The sequence below is a fragment of the Dietzia sp. NPDC055877 genome, assembly GCF_053615975.1.
Window position 1 is genome coordinate 422,942 of the sequence record NZ_JBSHCV010000002.1, and the last position, 20,178, is coordinate 443,119.

General features: G+C 71.1%; 16 protein-coding genes. 11 read left to right on the top strand and 5 right to left on the bottom strand.

The features are described 5' to 3' along the window. Positions 1 to 26: 26 nt before the first annotated feature. Positions 27 to 1,310: an aminodeoxychorismate synthase component I gene (locus tag ACWGLC_RS04245; RefSeq protein ID WP_344988118.1), complete on the bottom strand. Its 1,284-nt coding sequence runs from the start codon at positions 1,308 to 1,310 to the stop codon at positions 27 to 29. Positions 1,311 to 1,484: 174 nt separating this feature from the next. On the opposite strand from ACWGLC_RS04245, the gene ACWGLC_RS04250 reads away from it, so the two are divergent. The 5 genes from ACWGLC_RS04250 (at position 1,485) to rsmA (ending at position 8,199) form a co-directional block, all read left to right on the top strand. Beyond that, a complete protein-coding gene (locus ACWGLC_RS04250; protein ID WP_344988116.1) occupies positions 1,485 to 3,086 on the top strand; it encodes a BCCT family transporter in 1,602 nt (533 codons plus the stop codon). 9 nt (positions 3,087 to 3,095) lie between these two features. Then, positions 3,096 to 4,934: a methionine--tRNA ligase gene (metG, locus tag ACWGLC_RS04255; protein WP_452098707.1), complete on the top strand. Its 1,839-nt coding sequence runs from the start codon at positions 3,096 to 3,098 to the stop codon at positions 4,932 to 4,934. Between the two features lie 8 nt (positions 4,935 to 4,942). Further along, positions 4,943 to 5,809 carry a TatD family hydrolase gene (locus tag ACWGLC_RS04260; RefSeq protein WP_452098708.1) on the top strand — a complete coding sequence of 289 codons (867 nt, stop codon included), beginning with the start codon at positions 4,943 to 4,945 and terminating at the stop codon, positions 5,807 to 5,809. Between the two features lie 243 nt (positions 5,810 to 6,052). After that, positions 6,053 to 7,249 carry a transglycosylase family protein gene (locus ACWGLC_RS04265; RefSeq protein ID WP_452098709.1) on the top strand — a complete coding sequence of 399 codons (1,197 nt, stop codon included), beginning with the start codon at positions 6,053 to 6,055 and terminating at the stop codon, positions 7,247 to 7,249. Positions 7,250 to 7,287: 38 nt separating this feature from the next. Continuing rightward, a complete protein-coding gene (gene rsmA, locus ACWGLC_RS04270; RefSeq protein ID WP_452098742.1) occupies positions 7,288 to 8,199 on the top strand; it encodes a 16S rRNA (adenine(1518)-N(6)/adenine(1519)-N(6))-dimethyltransferase RsmA in 912 nt (303 codons plus the stop codon). On the opposite strand, the gene ACWGLC_RS04275 is transcribed toward rsmA, so the two are convergent. Then, on the bottom strand, positions 8,136 to 9,098 hold the full coding sequence (locus tag ACWGLC_RS04275) for a LysR family transcriptional regulator (protein WP_452098710.1): 963 nt from the start codon (positions 9,096 to 9,098) through the stop codon (positions 8,136 to 8,138). The two genes, rsmA and ACWGLC_RS04275, sit on opposite strands and share 64 nt — an antisense overlap. A 102-nt stretch (positions 9,099 to 9,200) precedes the next feature. Between ACWGLC_RS04275 and ACWGLC_RS04280 the strand changes: the two genes are divergently transcribed. From ACWGLC_RS04280 to ACWGLC_RS04295, 4 genes are all read left to right on the top strand, one after another. Beyond that, entirely contained in the window at positions 9,201 to 10,205 is a 1,005-nt protein-coding gene (locus tag ACWGLC_RS04280) for a YeiH family protein (RefSeq protein WP_452098711.1), read from the top strand. A 37-nt stretch (positions 10,206 to 10,242) separates the two neighbouring features. Beyond that, on the top strand, positions 10,243 to 11,310 hold the full coding sequence (locus ACWGLC_RS04285; RefSeq protein WP_452098712.1) for a 4-(cytidine 5'-diphospho)-2-C-methyl-D-erythritol kinase: 1,068 nt from the start codon (positions 10,243 to 10,245) through the stop codon (positions 11,308 to 11,310). 2 nt (positions 11,311 to 11,312) lie between these two features. Further along, positions 11,313 to 13,286: an ABC-F family ATP-binding cassette domain-containing protein gene (locus tag ACWGLC_RS04290; RefSeq protein WP_452098713.1), complete on the top strand. Its 1,974-nt coding sequence runs from the start codon at positions 11,313 to 11,315 to the stop codon at positions 13,284 to 13,286. A gap of 322 nt (positions 13,287 to 13,608) precedes the next feature. Continuing rightward, the gene (locus ACWGLC_RS04295) at positions 13,609 to 14,532 is read left to right on the top strand and encodes a hypothetical protein (protein WP_452098714.1); all 924 of its coding nucleotides are present in this window, start codon (positions 13,609 to 13,611) and stop codon (positions 14,530 to 14,532) included. 155 nt (positions 14,533 to 14,687) lie between these two features. Here the strand turns inward: ACWGLC_RS04295 and ACWGLC_RS04300 are convergent, their stop codons facing one another. Genes ACWGLC_RS04300 through ACWGLC_RS04310 form a run of 3 tightly spaced genes read right to left on the bottom strand, consistent with a single transcriptional unit; the run spans position 14,688 to position 17,825 of the window. Further along, positions 14,688 to 15,575 carry an HAD hydrolase-like protein gene (locus tag ACWGLC_RS04300; protein WP_452098715.1) on the bottom strand — a complete coding sequence of 296 codons (888 nt, stop codon included), beginning with the start codon at positions 15,573 to 15,575 and terminating at the stop codon, positions 14,688 to 14,690. Further along, entirely contained in the window at positions 15,572 to 16,126 is a 555-nt protein-coding gene (locus ACWGLC_RS04305) for a TetR/AcrR family transcriptional regulator (protein WP_452098716.1), read from the bottom strand. The genes ACWGLC_RS04300 and ACWGLC_RS04305 overlap by 4 nt, the downstream gene beginning before the upstream one ends. Before the next feature lie 58 nt (positions 16,127 to 16,184). Continuing rightward, a complete protein-coding gene (locus ACWGLC_RS04310) occupies positions 16,185 to 17,825 on the bottom strand; it encodes a GMC oxidoreductase (protein WP_452098717.1) in 1,641 nt (546 codons plus the stop codon). A 124-nt stretch (positions 17,826 to 17,949) separates the two neighbouring features. Here ACWGLC_RS04310 and ppk2 point away from each other — a divergent pair, with 124 nt between their 5' ends. Then, positions 17,950 to 18,900 carry a polyphosphate kinase 2 gene (ppk2, locus tag ACWGLC_RS04315; protein WP_344988093.1) on the top strand — a complete coding sequence of 317 codons (951 nt, stop codon included), beginning with the start codon at positions 17,950 to 17,952 and terminating at the stop codon, positions 18,898 to 18,900. A 95-nt stretch (positions 18,901 to 18,995) separates the two neighbouring features. Further along, complete coding sequence (locus ACWGLC_RS04320; protein WP_344988091.1) at positions 18,996 to 20,039, top strand: enoyl-CoA hydratase/isomerase family protein; 1,044 nt, start codon at positions 18,996 to 18,998, stop codon at positions 20,037 to 20,039. Positions 20,040 to 20,178: the final 139 nt, after the last annotated feature.

Consider the following 20,178-nt stretch of genomic DNA (forward strand, 5'->3'; position numbering starts at 1 on the left):
GTTGTGGGCCCCATCAGCGAGCCGCGTCACCAGGGCGCCGGCCCACCGCCCCACGTGAACGCCGCCTTGTGCACGCATTCGTCCCATTCGGCGTCCGGGTCGGAGTCGATCGTGATCCCGCCGCCCACCCCGAACTCACATCGTCCGTCCGGCGCGATCTCCAGCGTCCGGATGGCCACCGACAGGTCGAGCTCGTCGGGCCCGGCGATCCCGATCGCCCCGCAGTGTAGCCCGCGCGCCCGCGGCTCCCACCCGGCGATGAGCCCACGCGCCCGCAGCTTGGGCGTGCCGGTGACGGAAGCGGGCGGGAACGTGGTCTCGACCAGTTCGTCGTGCGGAACGCCGGTCCGGGCCGCGACGGTCGAGACGAGGTGCCACACGCCGGGCGCCTCGTGGACTGCCAGCAGCTCGGGCACCGTCACCGAGCCGAGTTCGGCGGTCCGGCCCAGGTCGTGGCGGACCAGGTCGACGATCATGATGTTCTCGGCCACGTCCTTGACCGACCCGCGAAGCAGTGCGGGATCGGCCGCGCGCGGCAGGGTGCCCTTGATGGGGCAGGAGCGCACCTCGCGGCCGCTTCGCGTCAGATACGTCTCCGGCGACAGCGAGACCACCGAGCCCCACGGCCCGGTCATGAACGCCGCGCGCCGCGCCCGGGTCTTCCGCCACAGCCGACTGAACAGCACGAGCGGCTCGCCGTGCAGCCGGCCGTCGAGTCGGGTGGACAGGCAGGCCTGATAGATCTCGCCGGCCCGGATGGCCTCGAGGCACTCCCGGACCGCGGCCTGATGCGACCGCCGGTCCGGGGCCTCCCAGGTCAGATGGGCCGCGGCGGTATCGGTGTTGGTGACTGTGTTGGTGACTGTGTCGGTGGCGTCGTCAAATCTTCCGAGCCCCAGGTCGCGCGGGGTGGGGACGTCACCCCGTGCGGTCCAGCGCCCGTCGTGGCCGAGGACGAGCAGGCCGTCGGCGCGGCCGGACACCGCCTCGGGCAGGAGGCGGCGGGCGCCGATCGGAACGTCGGGGAACGAACGGAAGCCCAGCGTGTAGCGGGATTCCGCGGCGGGTGCGGGGGAGTGCGAAGGGTCGACGACGACGAGGCCGTCTCCGTCGGCGCTGGCGCTGCCGTCACCGAAGGCGTGCTCCGATGCCACGGGCAGCAGCTCGACGGACGGGGCGATCACCGCGGCGGCGCCCAGCCAGTCCCCGAGCAGCGCGGCCGGTTGCGGCAGCCCCTCGTGGGTGGCTCGGCGAGCGCAGGCGTCGAGGACGCGGAGCGGGTCCGGCGGCACTTCCGCCCAGGTATGCACGGTATAAACGTGGCAGATCCGCACGACCCGGGTCCAGCCGGGGCCGAGCCGGAGACGGCCAAACTTACCGACTGGCGGCCCCAACGTGCTACCAGTGGACCTGTGACCATCAACGAAGAGAAAGTCCCAAAGTCTCCACCTGCCAAGGGTGGATCACCGACCAGCGGGATCAGCATGGGTGTGTTCATCCCTGCGCTCATCCTGATCGGCGCGGTCCTCGTCTGGGGGCTGGTGTTCACCGACTCCTTCCAGACGGTGGCCACGGCGGCCTTCGACTGGACCGTGGACAGCGTCGGCTGGGTGTACGTCCTCGCGGCGACCTCCTTCGTCGCGTTCGTCCTGTGGCTGGCGTTCAGCAAGTACGGCAACGTGCGCCTGGGCGGGGACGGCGAGAAGCCGACCTTCCGCACCACGAGCTGGATCTCCATGATGTTCGCGGCCGGCATGGGCATCGGCCTGATGTTCTACGGCGTGAGCGAGCCGCTAGCGCACTTCGTCGAGGATCCGCCGGGAACCAACGGCGGCGTGACCACCGCGATGGCCACCACGACCTTCCACTGGACCGGCCACGCCTGGGCCGTCTACGCGGTGGTCGGGCTCTCGCTGGCGCTGACCGCCTACCGCTACGGCGGCCGGCATCTCATCTCCAGCGCCTTCACCCCGCTCATCGGTCAGCGCCGCGCGGACGGCTGGCAGGGCAAGGTCCTGGACGTCCTGGCGATCTTCGCGACCGTGTTCGGTACGGCGGCCTCGCTCGGCCTCGGCGCGCTGCAGATCCAGGCCGGACTGCAGCAGACCGGAAGCATCACCGGCGAGAGCATCGCGGTGGTGATCGGCATCATCGTCGTGTTGGGCCTGTGCTTCGTCGCCTCGGCGGTCAGTGGCGTCGAGCGGGGCATCCAGCTGCTGTCGAACATCAACATGATCCTCGCGATCCTGATGGTGATCTTCGTGCTGGTGTTCTCCGGCGCGGCCGTGTTCATGCTCGACCTGATCCCCACCTCGGTCGGCGCGTACATCGACACCTTCTTCGCCATGTCCGCGCGCACCGGCGCGAGTGACAACGGCACGGCCGGCCCGTGGCTGTCGGGCTGGACGGTCTTCTACTGGGCCTGGTGGATCTCCTGGTCGCCCTTCGTGGGCATGTTCCTGGCCCGCATCTCGCGCGGCCGTACGATCCGTGAGTTCGTCGTAGGCGTGCTGGTCGTGCCGAGCGTGCTGAGCATCGTATGGTTCTCGGTTCTGGGCGGCGCCGCGCTGGACCTGGAGCTCAAGGGGGAGAGCATCTACGGCGACGGTGACGCGACCGTCCAGCTGTTCTCGCTGTTCGAGCACCTGCCGCTCACCGGGCTGCTGTCGTTCCTGGCCATGGCGCTGGTGGCGATCTTCTTCATCACCGGCGCGGACTCGGCGTCCATCATCATGGCGTCGATGTCGGAGTTCGGTGCCGAGGAGCCCAAGCGTGGGGTCGTGGTGCTGTGGGGCGTCCTCACGGCCGGTGTGGCGGTCCTGATGCTGCTGCCGGGCCTGAGCGAGGGCGAGCCCTCTCTGGCGCTGGACAGTCTGCAGAACCTCACGATCATCGCGGCGTCGCCGTTCGTGGTGGTCCTGGCGTTCATGTGCGTGTCCATGCTCAGGGGTCTGCAGTCGGACCCGTTCATCACCGAGAAGATCTACGCGATGCCGAAGAAGCAGCAGGACGAGATCATCGCGGCGCGGGAGGCCGCGGCGCACGGGGGTACCACCTCCTCGAAGGAGGAGGATCCGACCACCTAGTCTGTAGCCATGGCGAAGACAGTCCTCACCGCGGTCGCATGGCCGTACGCGAACGGCCCCCGGCACATCGGACACGTCTCGGGGTTCGGCGTACCGTCGGACGTCTTCTCCAGGTACCAGCGCATGGCCGGCAACGACGTGCTCATGGTCTCTGGCACCGACGAGCACGGCACCCCCCTCCTCGTCCAGGCGGAGAAGGAGGGGGTGCCGGTGCAGGCGTTGGCCGACCGGTACAACCGGGTGATCGTCGACGACCTGGCCGGGCTGGGCCTGAGCTACGACCTGTTCACCCGCACCACCACGCGGAACCACTACGCCGTGGTGCAGGAGTTGTTCAAGGGTCTGCACCGCAACGGCTACATGGTGGCCAAGACCACCACGGGCGCGGTGAGCCCGTCGACGGGCCGTACTCTGCCGGACCGCTACATCGAGGGCACCTGCCCGATCTGTGGCTACGACGGTGCGCGCGGCGACCAGTGCGACAACTGCGGTAACCAACTCGATCCGATCGACCTGAAGAACCCGGTCTCGAAGATCAACGGCGAGACGCCGAAGTTTATCGAGACCGAGCACTGGTTCCTCGACCTGCCCGCCCTGGCCGACGCGCTGGGGGACTGGCTCAAAGGGCGCAAGGACTGGCGGCCCAACGTCCTGAAGTTCTCGCTCAACCTGCTCGAGGACCTGCGCCCGCGCGCGATGAGCCGCGACATCGACTGGGGCATCCCGATTCCCGTCGAGGGCTGGCAGGACCGCGGTGACAAGAAGCTCTACGTCTGGTTCGACGCCGTGGTGGGCTACCTGTCGGCGTCAATCGAGTGGGCGTGGCGCTCCGGTGAGCCGGAGGCGTGGCGCCGATGGTGGACGGACCCGGACGCGGTCTCCCACTACTTCATGGGCAAGGACAACATCACCTTCCACTCCCAGATTTGGCCGGCCGAGCTGCTGGGCTACGACGGCCGTGGGGTCAAGGGTGGCGAGCCCGGCGGGCTGGGCGCGCTCAACCTGCCCACCGAGGTGGTCTCATCTGAGTTCCTCACCATGTCGGGCTCCAAGTTCTCCTCGTCGCGCGGCGTGGTGATCTACGTCCGGGACTTCCTGGCCGAGTTCGGTCCCGACGCCCTGCGCTACTTCATCGCCGTGGCCGGGCCGGAGAACCAGGACACCGACTTCACCTGGGACGAGTACGTGCGCCGCACCAACGCCGAGCTGGTGGGCGGCTGGGGCAACCTCGTCAACCGCACCGTGTCGATGGCGCACAAGAACTTCGGCGAGATCCCGCGACCGGGCACGCTGACCGACGTGGACGCCGAGCTGCTGCGCGAGGCCCGCTCCGCGTTCGACACCGTCGGCGGCCACCTCGACCAGTCACGCTTCAAGGCCGGCGTGACCGAGGCGATGCGCATCGTCGGCGCCGCCAACCGGTACATCGCCGCCACCGAGCCGTGGAAGCTGGCCAAGGAGCCCGACCAGCGCGAGCGGCTGGGCACCGTCCTGCACACCGCGCTGCAGGTCGTCTCCGACGCCAACACGTTGCTCACCCCGTTCATGCCGTCGGCCGCCCAGCGGATCCACGGCGCGATCGGCGGCGAGGGCATCTGGGCGGCCGCACCGCAGGTCCACGAGGTCACCGACGACATGCCCGTCGAGGTGGTGGGTTCGGGTGTGCCCGAGCCCGGCCACCGGTACCCGGTGATCATGGGCGACTACGCCTCCGAGCAGGCCCGGTGGGCCCGCAGCGAGATCGTGCCCGGCACCCCGCTGGCCAAGCCCTCCCCGTTGTTCGCCAAGGTCGACCCGGAGCTGGCCGAGACCGGCCCCGAGTGGGCCCCGATCCAGCGCGAGGACTGACCCGGAGTATGGGAAAGCGCAAGCCCCGCCCGACCCCCGTCCTGCCCGAGCCGCTGCCCGGACTCGTCGACGCCCACACGCACCTGTACTCGTGCGGGCACCGCACCGCCGACGAGGTCCGCGCCGCCGCCGACCGTGCCGCTCTGGCCGGCGTGGCCGCGCTCGTGACCGTCGGCGATGACCTGGCCGAGTCGGAGGCCGTGGTGGCCGCCGCCGAGGCCGACGAGCGGGTGTACGCGGCCGTGGCCGTGCACCCGACCCGTGCCCGCGAGGTCACTGACCCCGAGACCGGCCCGGCCGCGCGGGCCCGGCTGGCGGAGCTCGCCGCCCACCCGCGCGTGGTGGCGGTGGGGGAGACCGGCCTGGACCACTACTGGGTGGGGACGATGGACGGTTGCGCCGACCCGGCGGAGCAGGAGGAGTCGCTGCGCTGGCACGCCGGTCTCGCCGCCGAACTGGGCAAGTGCCTGATGATCCACAACCGCGAGGCCGACGACGACCTCATGCGCGTGCTGGCCGAGGTGGCCGGGTCCGGGTCGGGCGTCCCGAGCGTGATGCTCCACTGCTTCTCCTCGCCCCTGGACGTCGCCCGTGAGGCGCTGGACCGCGGCTACGTGCTGTCGTTCACCGGGAACGTGACCTTCAAGGCCAACGAGCACCTGCGCGAGGCAGCACGCCTGGCCCCGGCCGGGCAGATCCTGGTGGAGACCGACGCCCCCTACATGGCGCCCGAGCCGTTCCGCGGGGCCCGCAACGAGCCGGGACTGGTCGGCTACACCGCCCGTGCGATCGCCGAGGTCCGCGGGCAGACGCCCGAGGAATTCGTGGCCGAGGTCGCCGAGACCGCGCGGGGGATCTTCGGCCTGACGGTCTGACGCGGCACCGCCGGCCGACGCGGGCGACCGCCCGGCCCACCGGCCGCGGGGGGAGCGCCGTGAGTGGTGTGACTGGAGTGAACAGCGGTGCAATTGTAACGAAAAGTAATCGGCGGTCTTCGTCGTCGTCGCATGTCACGGGTATCACGTTGCCCGACGGTGACCGGATTCGTTACGCTACCGTGATGAACCGTGGACGCCGGATACGGGCGTTCGCGCGGTACGCGAGGAGAGATCTGACAAGTGGTTGACGACGCACGGACCGGCACCCCCACGGACACCGGCAACGGCACCCGCCGGGAGCCGAGGGGACTGCTCGCCCCCGTCACGCGGATCCACCGCTCGCGCTCCGCGCTGCTGCGGTGGTCGGTGGCCGGCATGCTCACCACCCTCGTGGTGGGCGGGGTCGCGGCGGTGGACCAGCGCACCCAGTACACGCTCGAGGTGGACGGCTCGACCGTCGAGCTCGTGACCTTCAAGTCCGACGTGCGCGCCGCGCTCGAGGAGGCCGGCTACTCGGTCGACGAGCGTGACGTGGTCTCTGCGCCCGAGCGGCTCGGCGACGGCGACACCGTGACCCTGCAGCGCGCCCGGCCCGTCACCGTTGAGGTCGACGGCGAGACCGAAGAGGTCTGGACCACGGCCACCACGGTCGCCGACCTCGTCGCCGAGCGCGGCGACGTGCCGCCCCGTAGCTACGTCAGCCCCCGTATCGACGCCGAGGTGCCGCTCGACGGTGCTTCCGTCTCGATCGTGACCCCGCGCGAGGTCATGCTGTCCGACCACGGCGGCCCGCACAGCTCGTTCAGTGCGCCCGGCGCGACCGTGGGCGAGTTCCTGGAGCGACTCGGCGTGAAGCTGGGTGCGCAGGACGTCGTGGAGCCCGCCCCCGAGACCCCGGTCGGCCCGGAGACCCGGGTGACGGTCACCCGCATCGCCACCGCCGAGGAGAAGGCGGTCGAGCCCTACGACGCGCCCGAGACGACCATCGAGGATCCCGAGGCGCTTGAGGGGGAGCGCACCGTCGCCGAGCCCGGCGTGCCCGGCGAGCGCGAGGTCACCTACACGGTCACCCGCGTCAACGGCGTCGAGACCGAGCGTCACCGCGGCGCCGAGACCGTCCTGACCGAGGCCACCCCGGCCGTCGTGAGCGTGGGCACCAAGCCCAAGCCGGCGGTCCCGCAGTCCTCGCAGGGCAGTACGTGGGACGCGATCGCACAGTGTGAGTCCGGTGGTAACTGGGCGACCAACACCGGCAACGGCTTCTCCGGCGGCCTCCAGTTCCACCCGCAGACCTGGACCGGCCACGGCGGCGGCCAGTACGCGCCCAGCGCCCACCTGGCCACGCGTGACCAGCAGATCGCGATCGCCGAGAAGGTCCGGGCCTCACAGGGCTGGGGCGCCTGGCCCGCCTGCACCTCGCGGCTGGGGCTCCGCTGAGCATCGTCGACCCGGGATCCCAGCCCGCGGGGACGGGGATCTCCGAGCAGTTCCGCGGGCAGGCCGAACCTCTCGGCCCCCAGGAGGTCCGCGCGCTCGCCGGCGAGCTGGGCATCAAGCCCACCAAGACCCTCGGGCAGAACTTCGTCCACGACGCCAACACCGTCCGGCGGATCGTCGTGGCCTCCGGCGTCGGGCGCGAGGACTCGGTCATCGAGGTGGGCCCCGGCCTGGGCTCGCTGACCCTGCCGCTGCTCGACGCCGCCGGCCGCGTGGTGGCCGTGGAGATCGACCCGGTCCTGGCCGAGCGGCTGCCGCGCACCGTCGCCGAGCGGGCCCCGCAGCGGGCCGGTGCGCTCACCGTCGTGGGCGCCGACGCGCTCGCGGTGACCGTCGCCGAGCTGGGTCAGCCCGCGCCCACCGCTCTCGTGGCGAACCTGCCCTACAACGTGTCCGTGCCCGTGCTGCTGCACCTGCTCGCCGAGGTGCCCACCCTGCGCACCGCGCTGGTGATGGTGCAGCTCGAGGTGGCCGATCGCCTGGCCGCCGCCCCGGGCTCGCGCGTGTACGGCGTGCCCAGCGTCAAGGCGGGCTTCTACGGCACCGTCCGCCGCACCGGCGTGGTGGGGCGCAACGTCTTCTGGCCCGTACCCAACGTCGAGTCCGGGCTGGTGCGGATCGACCGGTACGACGAGGCGCCGTGGGACATGAGCGACGAGCACCGCCGCCGGGTGTTCGCCGTGGCCGACGCCGCGTTCGCGCAGCGCCGTAAGACCCTTCGCGCGGCGCTGTCCGGCTGGGCCGGCTCGGGTGCGCTCGCGGAGGAGGCGCTGGTCGCCGCCGACGTCGACCCGAGGGCGCGCGGCGAGCAGCTCACCACCGCCGATTACGTGGCGATCTCCGAGGCCGCCCGGGAGTTGGGGATCGGACCGGGGCCCGGGCCCGCCTGACCGCGCACGTTCCTCCGCGCGATCGTCACCAGATCAGCGGCCGGCCCCGAGAGCTGGCGCGGTGGCCGCCACACCGCCCGCAGGCGGCGGTCCAGGTCCAGGCCGTCCACCTCGATCACCCGGAGCTCGCCCGAGCGCACCTGGTCGGACACGGCCAGCGAACTGAGGACGGCCGGCCCCACGCCCGCGAGGACGCTCGTCCGGACGGCGGCGGAACTCCCGGATTCCAGGAGCGGCGCGGCTCGCTCGTACTCCTGCAGCGCCAGATCCAGCGTGACGCGGGTGCCCGATCCCTGCTCGCGGACCACCAGCGGCGTGGCGGCCAACTCGCGCACGCTCACGGGCGTCCTTCTCCGCACCCACGGATGACCGGGCGGGACCACCACGACGAGTCGGTCCCGGGCGACGGTCGCGGAGTGCAGGCCGGCCGGGACCGTGGGTGTCTCGACGAATCCCACATCGCACGCCCCGCCGGAGACCTCGTCGAACACCACGGCGGAGTTGCGCACGTTCACGTGTAGGCCCACCTCGCCGTGCTCGCCGCGGAAGTCCCCCAGCCACAGTGGCATGAGGTGCTCGGCCACGGTCATGCTCGCGCTGACCGTGAGCTGGGCGGCCCGCTCGCTGTTCAGACTCTCCGCCACGTCGAGCAGCCCGGCCGCCCCCTCGAGGACCTGCCGGGCCCAGTGCGTGATCAGCCTCCCGTGCGGGGTGAGGGTCGCGCCCGACGGGCGGCGCTCGAGCAGGGGCGTCCCGAAACGGTGCTCGAGCTGCTTGATCATCCGGCTGGCGTTGGGCTGGGCCACACCGGCGGCGCGGGCGGCGGCGCTCAGACTGCCGTGGTCGTCGACACCGGTCAACAGCTCCAGGGCCACGAGGTCCGGCCACCATCTGGTCATGTCCGGATCATATGCCTCGCAGCGCTGGCATATCAGAATTATATGCCCCGATGCCGATTCCGCGGCTACCGGCAGATCTCTGCCCGACCGAGACTGGACGCCATGACCTCCCTGAGAACCGCGACCCGACCAGACCTGCCGGGGCTCGCGCTGTGCGGCCTCGGCACGGTCCTCGCGCTGGCGCTGGGGCGTCTGCTTCCCGCCGTGAGCCCGCTGCTCGTGGCGATCCTGCTCGGGGCCGTCCTGGTGAACCTCGGGCGCGTGACCCCGGGGTGTCGCCCGGGCCTGGCGGTGGCGTCGACCACGTTTCTCCGCGCCGGAATCGCCGTCCTCGGGTTGCAGGTGGCCCTCGGCGACATCCTCGGGCTGGGGTGGCCGGTCCTGGTCGTCGTGGTGTCGGTGGTGATCCTCGGGATCGCGGGGACGATGCTCGTCGGCGCGCTCCTCGGCCTGGGATGGACGCAGCGGGTGCTGATCGCCTGCGGGTTCTCGGTCTGCGGGGCGGCGGCCGTGGCGGCCGTCGACGGCGTGGTGGACGCCCGCGAGGAGGAGGTGGCCACCGCCGTGGCGCTCGTGGTGGTGTTCGGCACCCTCATGATCCCCGCCGTGCCGCTCGCCGCCGCGGCGCTGGGGATGCCCGAGGCCGCGGCCGGCGCGTGGGCCGGGGGGTCGATCCACGAGGTGGCCCAGGTGGTCGCGGCGGGCGGGGCGATCGGGGGATCGGCACTCGCGGTGGCGGTGACGGTCAAACTCGCGCGCGTCCTCCTGCTGGCCCCGGTCGTGACGGTGCTGGGGCTGCAGGCGCGCCGACGATCCGCCTCGGTTCCGGGCCTCCGGCGGCCCCCGCTCGTGCCGCTGTTCATCGTGGCGTTCCTCGCCTGCGTGCTCCTGCGGTCGTCGGGGCTGCTCGCGCCGGCGGTGCTCGACGGGGCCGGGGTGGCGCAGACGGTCCTGCTCACCGCCGCGATGTTCGCCCTCGGGACGGGCGTGCGGGTGGCCACCCTCCGCGAGGTCGGCGCGCGCCCGTTCGTCCTGGCCGCGGCGTCCACCGTCTGGGTGGCCGGGATCGCGTTGGTCGGGGTGCGGGTGGCGGGGGTCGCGGCCTGACCGTCGGTTCCGCGGTGGGCGACGTAGGCTGATGGGCATGCTCCGCGACGTCTCCACCCCCACCGGCCCGCGTGCCGTGACCGCCGTCGCGCCGGCCAAGATCAACCTCCACCTGGCCGTGGGTGACGTGCGCGAGGACGGCTTCCACGAGCTGGTCACCGTGTACCGGGCCGTGGATCTGTGGGAGGAGGTCACGGTCGCGATCGAGGCCGCCGGACGCGACGACGACACCGCCGGTTCCGACGACGACGTCGCGATCACCGTGTCGGGGCCCGGGGCCGACCAGGTGCCCACGGACCGGACCAATCTCGCGGCCCGGGCGGTCGACCTGCTCCGTGAGGAGGCGGGTTCGGATGCCCGGATCGCCATCCGTATTCGCAAGGGCGTCCCCGTGGCCGGCGGAATGGCCGGCGGAAGCGCGGACGCGGCGGCCGCCCTGGTGGCCACCGACCGGCTGCTCGGTCTGGGACTGAACCGGGCGGAACTGGAGCAGCGCGGGGCCCGTCTCGGCAGTGACGTGCCGTTCTGCATCCGCGGCGGAACAGCGCTCGGCACCGGCCGGGGCGAGGAGCTCGCGACGCTGCTGCACGCCCGCGGCGAACAACACGTCGTCGTGGCACTGGCCGCCGGCGGGCTGTCCACCCCGGCGGTGTTCGGCGAGCTCGACCGGCTCCGCGCCGAGCGGGGGACCGCGGAGCAGGGCGACGGCCGCCGCGCCCTGCCCCGGGCGGGCGGCACCGAGCAGCTCGTGCAGGCCCTGGCCGGGAACGACCCCGCCGCGGTGGCCGCCCTGCTGGTCAACGACATGGAGCCCGCCGCCCTCTCACTCATGCCCGCGCTACGCCGCACCCTGCGCGCGGGCCAGGAGGCCGGAGCCCTGGGCGGAATGGTCTCCGGCTCCGGGCCGACCTGCCTGTTCTTCTGCGCCGACCGCGAGCACGCGATCGCCGTGGCGGCCGAGATCAGCGAATCCGGCGTCGCACGCGAGGTGCGCATCACCAGCGGCCCGGTCGGCGGCGCCCGCATCACGAGCGACGCCACCGGCGACCTCGACCTCGATCACGTCGGCGGCGCACCGTCCGCCGGCGACCCCACAGGAAAGTAGAGATGGCCCCCACCAACCTCATCAACATCGAGCAGGGTTCGATCTCCTTCGGCATCCGCCAGGTACTCGACAACGTCTCCCTGGGCGTCAACGCCGGTGACCGCATCGGCGTGGTGGGCCTCAACGGCGGCGGCAAGACGACCCTGCTGGAGATCCTCACCGGCGTCGCCGAGCCCGACTCCGGGCGCGTGTCCCGGGTGGGTGACCTGCGGATGGCGGTGGTCACCCAGCGCACGGAACTCGCGGCCGACACCGTGGGCGAGGCCGTGATCGGCGGACTCGGCCTGGCCACCCACGAGTGGGCCGGCGACGCCCGCGTGCGGTCGGTGCTCGACGGCATCGGCATCCACGACCTCGGCCTGGACACCCCTGTCGCGGACCTGTCCGGCGGCGAGCGGCGCCGGGTGTCGTTGGCGGCGGCCCTGGTGCAGGACCTCGATCTGCTGGTGCTGGACGAGCCCACCAACCATCTCGACGTGGAGGGCGTCCAGTGGTTGGCCGACCACCTGGTGCGGAGGTCGAGCGCACTCGTCGTCGTCACACACGATCGCTGGTTTCTCGACACGGTGGCCACCCACACCTGGGAGGTCGTCGACGGCCGCGTCGAGCAGTACGAGGGCGGATACAACGACTGGGTGTTCGCGCGCGCCGAGCGTGATCGCCAGGCCTCCGTCACCGAATCGCGCCGGCAGAACCTCGCGCGCAAGGAGCTCGCCTGGCTGCGCCGCGGCGCGCCCGCACGTACCTCCAAGCCGCGCTACCGCATCGAGGCCGCCGAGGCGTTGATCAAGGACGTGCCGCCGCCCCGCGATGCACTGCAGCTGTCGAGTTTTGCTGCGCGGCGGCTGGGCAAGGTCGTGATCGAACTCGAGGACGTCCGGCTCGACGCCCCCGACGGCCGTACGCTCGTCGACGATCTGACCTGGCGGCTAGCGCCGGGCGAGCGACTCGGACTGGTGGGCGTCAACGGTTCCGGCAAGACCACCCTGCTGCGGGCGCTCGCCGGCCAGGCGCCGCTGGCGGCCGGGCGACGCAAGGAGGGCAAGACCGTCCGGATCGGCTGGCTCAAGCAGGAGCTCGACGACCTGCCGCTCGACCAGCGGGTACTCCAGGCGATCGAGGACGTCGCCACGCGCGTGGCGTTCGGCGAGGATGAGCTGTCCGCCTCCCAGTTGGCCGAGCGGCTCGGTTTCTCGCCGGCGCGGCAGCGCACGCCCGTCGGTGACCTCTCCGGCGGCGAGCGGCGGCGGCTGCAGCTCACCCGCGTACTGATGGCCGAGCCGAACGTGCTGCTGCTGGACGAGCCCACCAACGACCTCGACATCGACACACTGCGGCAACTCGAGGACCTTCTCGACGGCTGGCCCGGGACGATGGTCGTGATCTCTCACGACCGCTACCTGATCGAGCGGATCTGCGACTCGGTGTGGGCGCTGTTCGGGGACGGCGGGCTCACCAATCTGCCGCGCGGGATCGACGAGTACCTCGAGCGTCGACGGGCCGCCGGGCTGGCGGGCGATTCCGGCAAGGTCTCGCGCGCGGCAGTGGCGGGTGCAGGCGTTGGCGCTGGTGTCGGCGCTGGCTCGGATGGCCGCTCCACGGCTGGGGCCGACGGGGCCGGGGCTGGTTCCGCTGGTTCCGCTGGCGTGGCTGGTTCCGCCGGTTCCGCCGGTTACGCTGGCGGCACGGGCACGGGCACGGGCGCGACGGTCGCCGATACGTCCGTACCTGCGGCTGCCGTACTCAGCTCCGGTGAGCAGCGCGAGCTGCAGAAGGAGATGAACAAGCTGGAGCGGCAGATGCAGAAGCTCGACAAGCGTGAATCTCAGCTGCACGACGCGATGGCCGCCGCAGCGGGGGAGGCGCTGGACACCGAGAAACTCGCCGACCTGGACCGCGAACTCAAGGACGTCGTCGCCGAGAAGGAGCAGCTCGAGGAGCGCTGGATGGGGATCGGCGAGCAACTCGAGGGGTGATCCGCTCGCGCGCGGTCCCCGCAGTCCCCGCCGCCCAGCCCGAGTACTGCGTTTTGTCTGCACCATTGCGGGGACTGTTGGCGCCAATGCGAAAATCTCTTCCGCCCGCCGCAGTGGTGCCAACAAAGTTCGCGGCTGCAGCGGTGCGGGGCGCTACCGACCGGGCCGGACGCTACTTTGGGCTGGGCCGTGCATGCGGGGCTGTGCTGGGCGGAGTAGGGCCGGGTTACGTTGCTTAGGTGCCTGTGGATGGTCGTCTGTTCTATCCACAATCGCGCGGTCGATCGTCTCGGCGGTGGTCGGTGAGGCTGAAGATGGACTGGTGAGCGCACCGAGTCGTGGAAAACCGTTGAATCGCGCAACTCTGTCGCGGCGCGATGCTCCCTTCCTCGGCAGTGACGCGATCGCGGCGGGGCGGCTCAGCCCGTACCAACTGCGCACTCGGTACAGGCGCTTGTTCCCGGATGTGTACGTCGTGTCGTCGTGCGTGGTGACGCCGGAGATTCTTGTGCGCGCGGCTGCGCTGTGGGCGCCCGAGGGTTCGGTGCTCGGCGGCGCGGGTGCGGCCCTGTTGCATCACGAGCGCTGGTACGCGCCGGAATCCGTCACGAAGACTACTGACATTTATTGTCCGGGCACGCCGCGAAGAGTCCCGGGCGTGAGGCTCCGCCGCTGGTCGCGCGCGTTTCCGAAAGGACACTTGGTGGAGAAGGAAGGGGTCCGATTCACGTCCGCGGCCAGAACCGCCGTCGATGTGGGGAGGTGGGAGGACGACGACGATATCGCCATCGCCAAGATCGACGCCGTCTGCAACCGGGGCGGGATCACGGTGAACGCACTGGGACAGACGATTGACCAGATGAGCGGTCTGCACGGGGTAAACCGGATCCGATCGCTGCTCCGATGGTGCGACGAGCGGGCTGATTCTCCGCCGGAGACACGTCTACGGCTGATGTTGATCCGGGCCGGACTGCCGACGCCGACTCCGCAGCTAGTCATCCGCAACGAGTACGGCGAGAAGATCGCCAAAGCGGACCTCGGATACGAGAAGCAGAAGGTCGCGATCTTCTACGACAGCGAACTCCATCGTGAGAAGGGGAACTGGGAGTTCGACGCGTGGGCCAACGCCCAGATGGCAGAGCTCGGGTGGGAGAGGTTTCGCGTCACGGCGCAAATGATGCGCAGCCCGGGGATGCTGACGCGGCAGATCGGCTCGGCGGTAATGCGGGGAGATTGGTCTGGTTGAGGAAGGAAGTCGAGCAGTTGAAGGCCGCGGCCAGGGCCCTCAGAGCGTTGTGTTGGCATCACTGCGAAGCACCCGCCGCGTTCTCGCAGTAGTGGCATCAAGCGTCGCCGTGGTGTCGACAAAGGTGCGGGAGGGGCGGGTGGTGTGGGTGACGGTCAGTGCCGGGGCGCTGCCGCGCGAATAGCGGCGATGAGGGCATCCGGATCGGTGAGGTCGGGCAGAACCACGTGGGCGCCGGCCGAGTGGAGGTCGTCGGCGGAGACACGCCCCGTCGCCACGCCGATGCAGCGGGCACCCGCATCGAGTGCGCCGCGCACGTCGTGCACGTGATCGCCCACCACCACCGCCTGTGCAGGAGAGACGTCGATACCTCGCTCGCGGGCGGCGGCGACCGCGTCGAGGATCAGGTGGGCCCGGTCGCTGCGGTGATCGCCGAACGCCCCGAGCGAGGGATCGGGCAGACCGTCGAACCCGCAGACGCGCAGCTTGAGCAGCGCGGTCCGACGCATGTTGCCGGTCACGATGCCCTGGTGCACGAGAGGGTCCGCGGCCAGCGCGCGAACAGCGTCATGAGCGCCCGGCAGGGGACCACCTCCACCGTCGAGGAGGTCGTCGGCGAACGTCTCGCACCGCTCGGCCACGGCATCCATGACAGCGGGGACGAGACGGTCGGCGCCGGTCAGCTCGACACCACCGGTGAGCGTGGTGTCGGTGGGGCCGGTGTCGTCGTCGATATTCATGCCGTTGCGCACCAGCAGATCGGTGAGGATCGCACGGTCGGTACGTCCGGCGAACGAAGCGCCCATTACAGGTTCGCGGCCGAGCAGTTCGGCGAGGACCGGCGTGATCATGCGCGAACCGAAGCCGGCCGGGTCGAGGAGGGTGAGGTCGAGGTCCCAGAGTACGAGCACGGGCGCGGGCGCCGGTGGGGTCACGGGCGCGGCGGTGGGTGCCGGAGCGGCCGTAGGAGGGTCCGGCGTGGCCGGAGTCAGGGCCGGCGCGGCCGCAGCGCGGCGGAGCGCGGCGAGGTCCGCGTGCGTCATTCGAGCAGGCTCGCCACGAGCGGCCCCAGCCAGGTGCGGAGGAAGGTGCGCAGGTCGGCGTCGGAGCGGGTCTCGGGTGAGTCCAGGCACAGCACCGACCAGCCCATGTGGACGCCCACGTCGGAGAAGAAGTCCAGGTGCGGAACCAGTTGCGGGAACTGCTCGGTGGCGGGCACGAGCAGCGACCTGGCGTACCGCCGCGCACGTTCGGCCGCGCCCGGGTCGAAGATCGGGTTGGAGCCGCCGGCCAGGGTGAGGGTCCGCAGCAGGGGGTCGCCGAGGATATGCCCGCGGGTCACCACCAGGATCTCCACCAGCAGGTCCAGCGGGGTGGTGGCGGAACTCTGCAGGTCGGAAACGGCGCCGAAGAGCGAGGTGAGGCGCTCGGAAATGGCCTGCGAGACCAGCTCCTCCCGTGAGCCGAAGATCGAGTAGACGGTCTGGCGACTCACGCCCGCACGTTTGGCCACGGCCGCGATCGTGACGCCGTCGAAACCGGCATCACCTATCACCTCGCGGGTGGCGTCGAGTATGGGTTCGCGGGAGCGCACGAAGACAGTATCCCCCAGCAGGGGGCGAGTGTTCGCGTTCCCCCGCCCCGGGCCGACCTCAGACCACCGCCCCCACGTCGTGACGCACGATCCGATCCAGCGCCCGCTCGGCGATCGCGGCGATGGTCCACGACGGGTTGCAGGCCGCGGTGGTGCCGGGGATGAGCGCGCCGTCGACGACGTAGAGGCCGCGCTGGCCGAGCACCCGCCCCTCGAGGTCGCAGACGCTGTCCATCGCCGCGCCGCCGAGCGGGTGCCAGGTGGAGTTCAGCATCGTGTTGGTGTCGGTGAGATGTCCGGTCGGTCCGACGATCCGGCGTGCGGTCCGGTCGATGTGGCCGAACACGATGTCGTCGTCGCCCCCTCCCGGCCACCTGATCACGCCGCGGTCCTGCGCGGCGTCGTACACGATCCGACCGCGATCGGCGCTGACGCCGTAACCGACCATCATCGTGGAGTGGATCTCGGCGCCGACCGACGGGATGGACGCCTGGATGAGGGTGTGCGCGCTGCGCGGATCGTCCCAGTTGAGACTGCCGTAGACGACCGGCCCGCCCTGGACGGCGCCGAAACCGGCGGTGGGGTCGGACCACAGGTAGATGCGGTCGGCGTTGGTGCCCCAGCCGCTGCCGATCCCGTCCGGCAGGTCGGTGATCTCGCCCGTCGCGGCGGCGCGCGTGAGCAGTGTGCTCGTGCCCACCGACCCGGCCGACAGGATGAGCGTCGGCGCGCGGAGGGCGAGGGTGCGTAGCAGCCGGCCTGCGGTGTCGAGCACCTCCACGTCCAGTTCCCAGCGACCGTCGGGCAGCCGCCGCATGGCGCGCACGTCGTGTAGCGGCCGGACGTCGACGAGGCCCGTGGCCTCGGCCCGCGCGAGGTAGGTGACGTCGACGGAGTGCTTGCCGCCGTTGTTGACGCCGAGCGAGCCGTCGCCGTTGGTGTAGGCGGGTTTCATCTCGCCGCGCAGCTCGGCCAGCGCGTAGTCCCAGTCGATGGGCATGGGGATCTTGCGCAGCGGCAGGCCGGCCTCGCGGACGCGCCGGGCGAAGGCGCGCGCGACGGCGTAGGTGGGCGAGGCGATCAGCTCGTCGGGGGCCTCGGCCAGCCGCAACATGCGGGCGACGCGCGGGTAGTACTCGCGGTCGAGCTCGCGCCAGTCGAGGCCGGAGGGGAACCAGGTGTGGAAGAGCTCCGCGGTGGGTTGGAGCGCCATGCCCTGGTAGATGAGGGAGCCGCCGCCGACGCCGGTGGCGCAGACAGAGGTCATGTTCTCGCCGACGGAGGCGTCGAGGAGGCCGGTGTAGCGCGGGAGGTCGACGGGGCGGCCGAAGACCTCGGGGGAGGAGCGGAACCACAGGGCGCGCTCGTCGGGGGCCGTGGCGTCGGGGAAGGTGGTGGCGTCCGGTCCGGTGGGCCAGCGGCGGCCCCGTTCGACGACGACGACGGGCACTCCCGCCTCCGCGAGTCGTAATGCGGAGATCCCGCCTCCGAAGCCGCTGCCCACGACCAGGACGCGATGGTCTTCGATCGCGTGGGGAATCCGGGCGGCCGGGCGGGCGGCCTCCGGGCCGGCGGACCCGGGGGCCGGTGCGGCGCCGGCGGGCCCGGTGGGCTGTGCTCCGGCGGGATGCGCGGTGAGTGCGGCGAGGCCGGCGGCGGTGACGGCGCCGAGGAAGCCCCGGCGGGAGAGGTGGTGCATCGAATCCTCGTCTCGGGCGGTGGGTGACAGCCGTCACCGCGCGCAAAGTTAGACAGTCGTCGCGGATACCGTCAAGTTCTTCGTGTGGGGTCGACGAGGCGCTGAGGCCCCGTAGGATCGGCCCATGAGCAGCGGGAAGAGCGGCGACAAGAAGTCCGGCGCGAAGAAGTCCTCGTCCGGCAGCGGCACGAAGAGTGCCAGGACGGGCACCAGCACGAAGAGCGCCAAGGCGGGCGGCGGCGCGAACGGTGACTCCAGAGAGCTGCTGCCCAGTGGGCTCCAGAGGCTCCCCAAGAAGGAGTACGAGAAAGAGCTCAAGCGGCTCCAGGCCGAGCTCGTGGAGATGCAGGCGTGGCTCCGGGAGACCGGGAACCGTCTGGTGGTGGTGTTCGAGGGGCGCGACGCCGCGGGCAAAGGATCGGCGATCAAGCGGCTCACGCAGTACCTCAACCCCCGCCACGCCCGCGTTGTCGCGCTGCCCGTACCGACGGAGGTGCAGCGGACGCAGTGGTATTTCCAGCGCTACATCGAGCACCTGCCGGCCGCCGGGGAGATCGTGATCTTCGACCGCTCCTGGTATAACCGGGCCGGCGTGGAGCGCGTGATGGGGTTCTGCACCACCGACGAGTACCGCCGCTTCCTGCACCAGGCGCCGATCTTCGAGCGGCTGCTCGTGGAGGACGGGATCATGCTGCGCAAGTACTGGTTCTCCGTCTCGGACTCCGAGCAGGAGCGTCGCTTCCGGGACCGGAACAAGGACCCGATGCGGCGGTGGAAGCTCTCTCCCATGGATCTGGAGTCCATCAACCGGTGGGAGGACTACAGCCGGGCCAAGGACGCGATGTTCGTCCACACCGATATCCCCGAGGCGCCCTGGTACACGGTCGAGTCGGAGGACAAGAAGCGGTCGCGGATCAACGTGATCTCGCACCTGCTCTCGACCATTCCGTGGGAGAAGCTCGAGCCGCCGAAACTGGAGATCCCGGAGCGGCCCGAGGAGACCGACTACGTGCGGCCACCGCGCGAGGAGTTCCGCTACGTGCCGGATGTGGCCTCGCAGCTGCTCGACGACTGACCCCGGGCTGCTCCCGGACGCCCGGGCGGGGGCGATGAGCTAGGAATTCCTAGTATCTCCGCGCCGGGTCGCGGCGGGCCTGTCAGACTGGGGCCATGAGCGAATTCGTCATCACCCGGCGCGAAGGCCGGATGCAGCACATCGTCCTGGACCGCCCCAAGGCCCTGAACTCGCTGGACCTGCCTATGTGCCAGGCCCTGCACTCGGCGTTGGACGAGGTCTCTGGGGATACGGCCGTCGAGGCCGTGGTGGTCTCCAGCACCTCGGAGAAGGCGTTCTGTGCCGGCGGCGACATCCGCGCTCTGCGCGACGCGGCGGCGGCCGGCGACCACGAGACGAACCGGACGTTCTTCTCAGAGGAGTACGCGATGAACCTCGCGTACCACACCAACCCGGCTCCGACCGTGGCCGTGATCCACGGCGTCGCGATGGGCGGCGGGCTCGGCATCTCCATCAACGGCTCGCACCGGGTCGTGACCAAGAAGGTCATGATGGCCATGCCGGAGACCGCGATCGGCTTCATCCCGGATGTCGGCGCGAGTCACTTCCTGCCGCGCCTGTGCGGCGGCGGGGAACGCGGGCTCGCGGTGGCGATCTACCTCGGCACGACGGGCGTGCGTCTGAACTCAGCCGACGCCCTCTACACCGGACTCGGCACCCACCTGATCGACAACGACGACCAGGAGGCGTTCATCGCCGCGATCGGCACCGACGGTCTCGACGCGGCGCTCGAGCGTTTCGCCCGTGATCGGTCCGAGGCGGGAGAATCTGCCGTGGAGACCCACATCGACCGCATCGTCGATGTCTTCTCTCGCAGCACCGCGCAGGAGATGGTGGCCGCGCTGCAGGCCGGCGAGCAGGACGAGTGGGCCACCGCGACGCTGGAGATGTTCCGCTCGCACTGCCCGACGTCGGTCATCGCGACCATCGAGCTGCTGCGTGCCGGGGCCGGGGCCGCGGACCTGCGGGAGTGCCTGGACAACGAGCTCGCGCTCGGCGCCTGGATCACCGCCCGCCCCGACTTCGTCGAGGGCGTGCGTGCCGTGGTGATCGACAAGGATCGCACCCCGTCGTGGGACCCGGCCGATCTCGACTCGGTCGACGTCGACGCGATCCGCTCCGCGCTCGCCGGAGCCTGACCCGGACCTCGCGTTCCGCGGCGTCTCGCGACTGCTCCCGCGGCCGGACATCCGGCCGCGGGGCGGGGTTCCGCGCCGCGGGGGATCGCGGTGCGCCACCGCGTAATGTCGTTGCGCGTAGGGCGATCGTGGTGGCAGG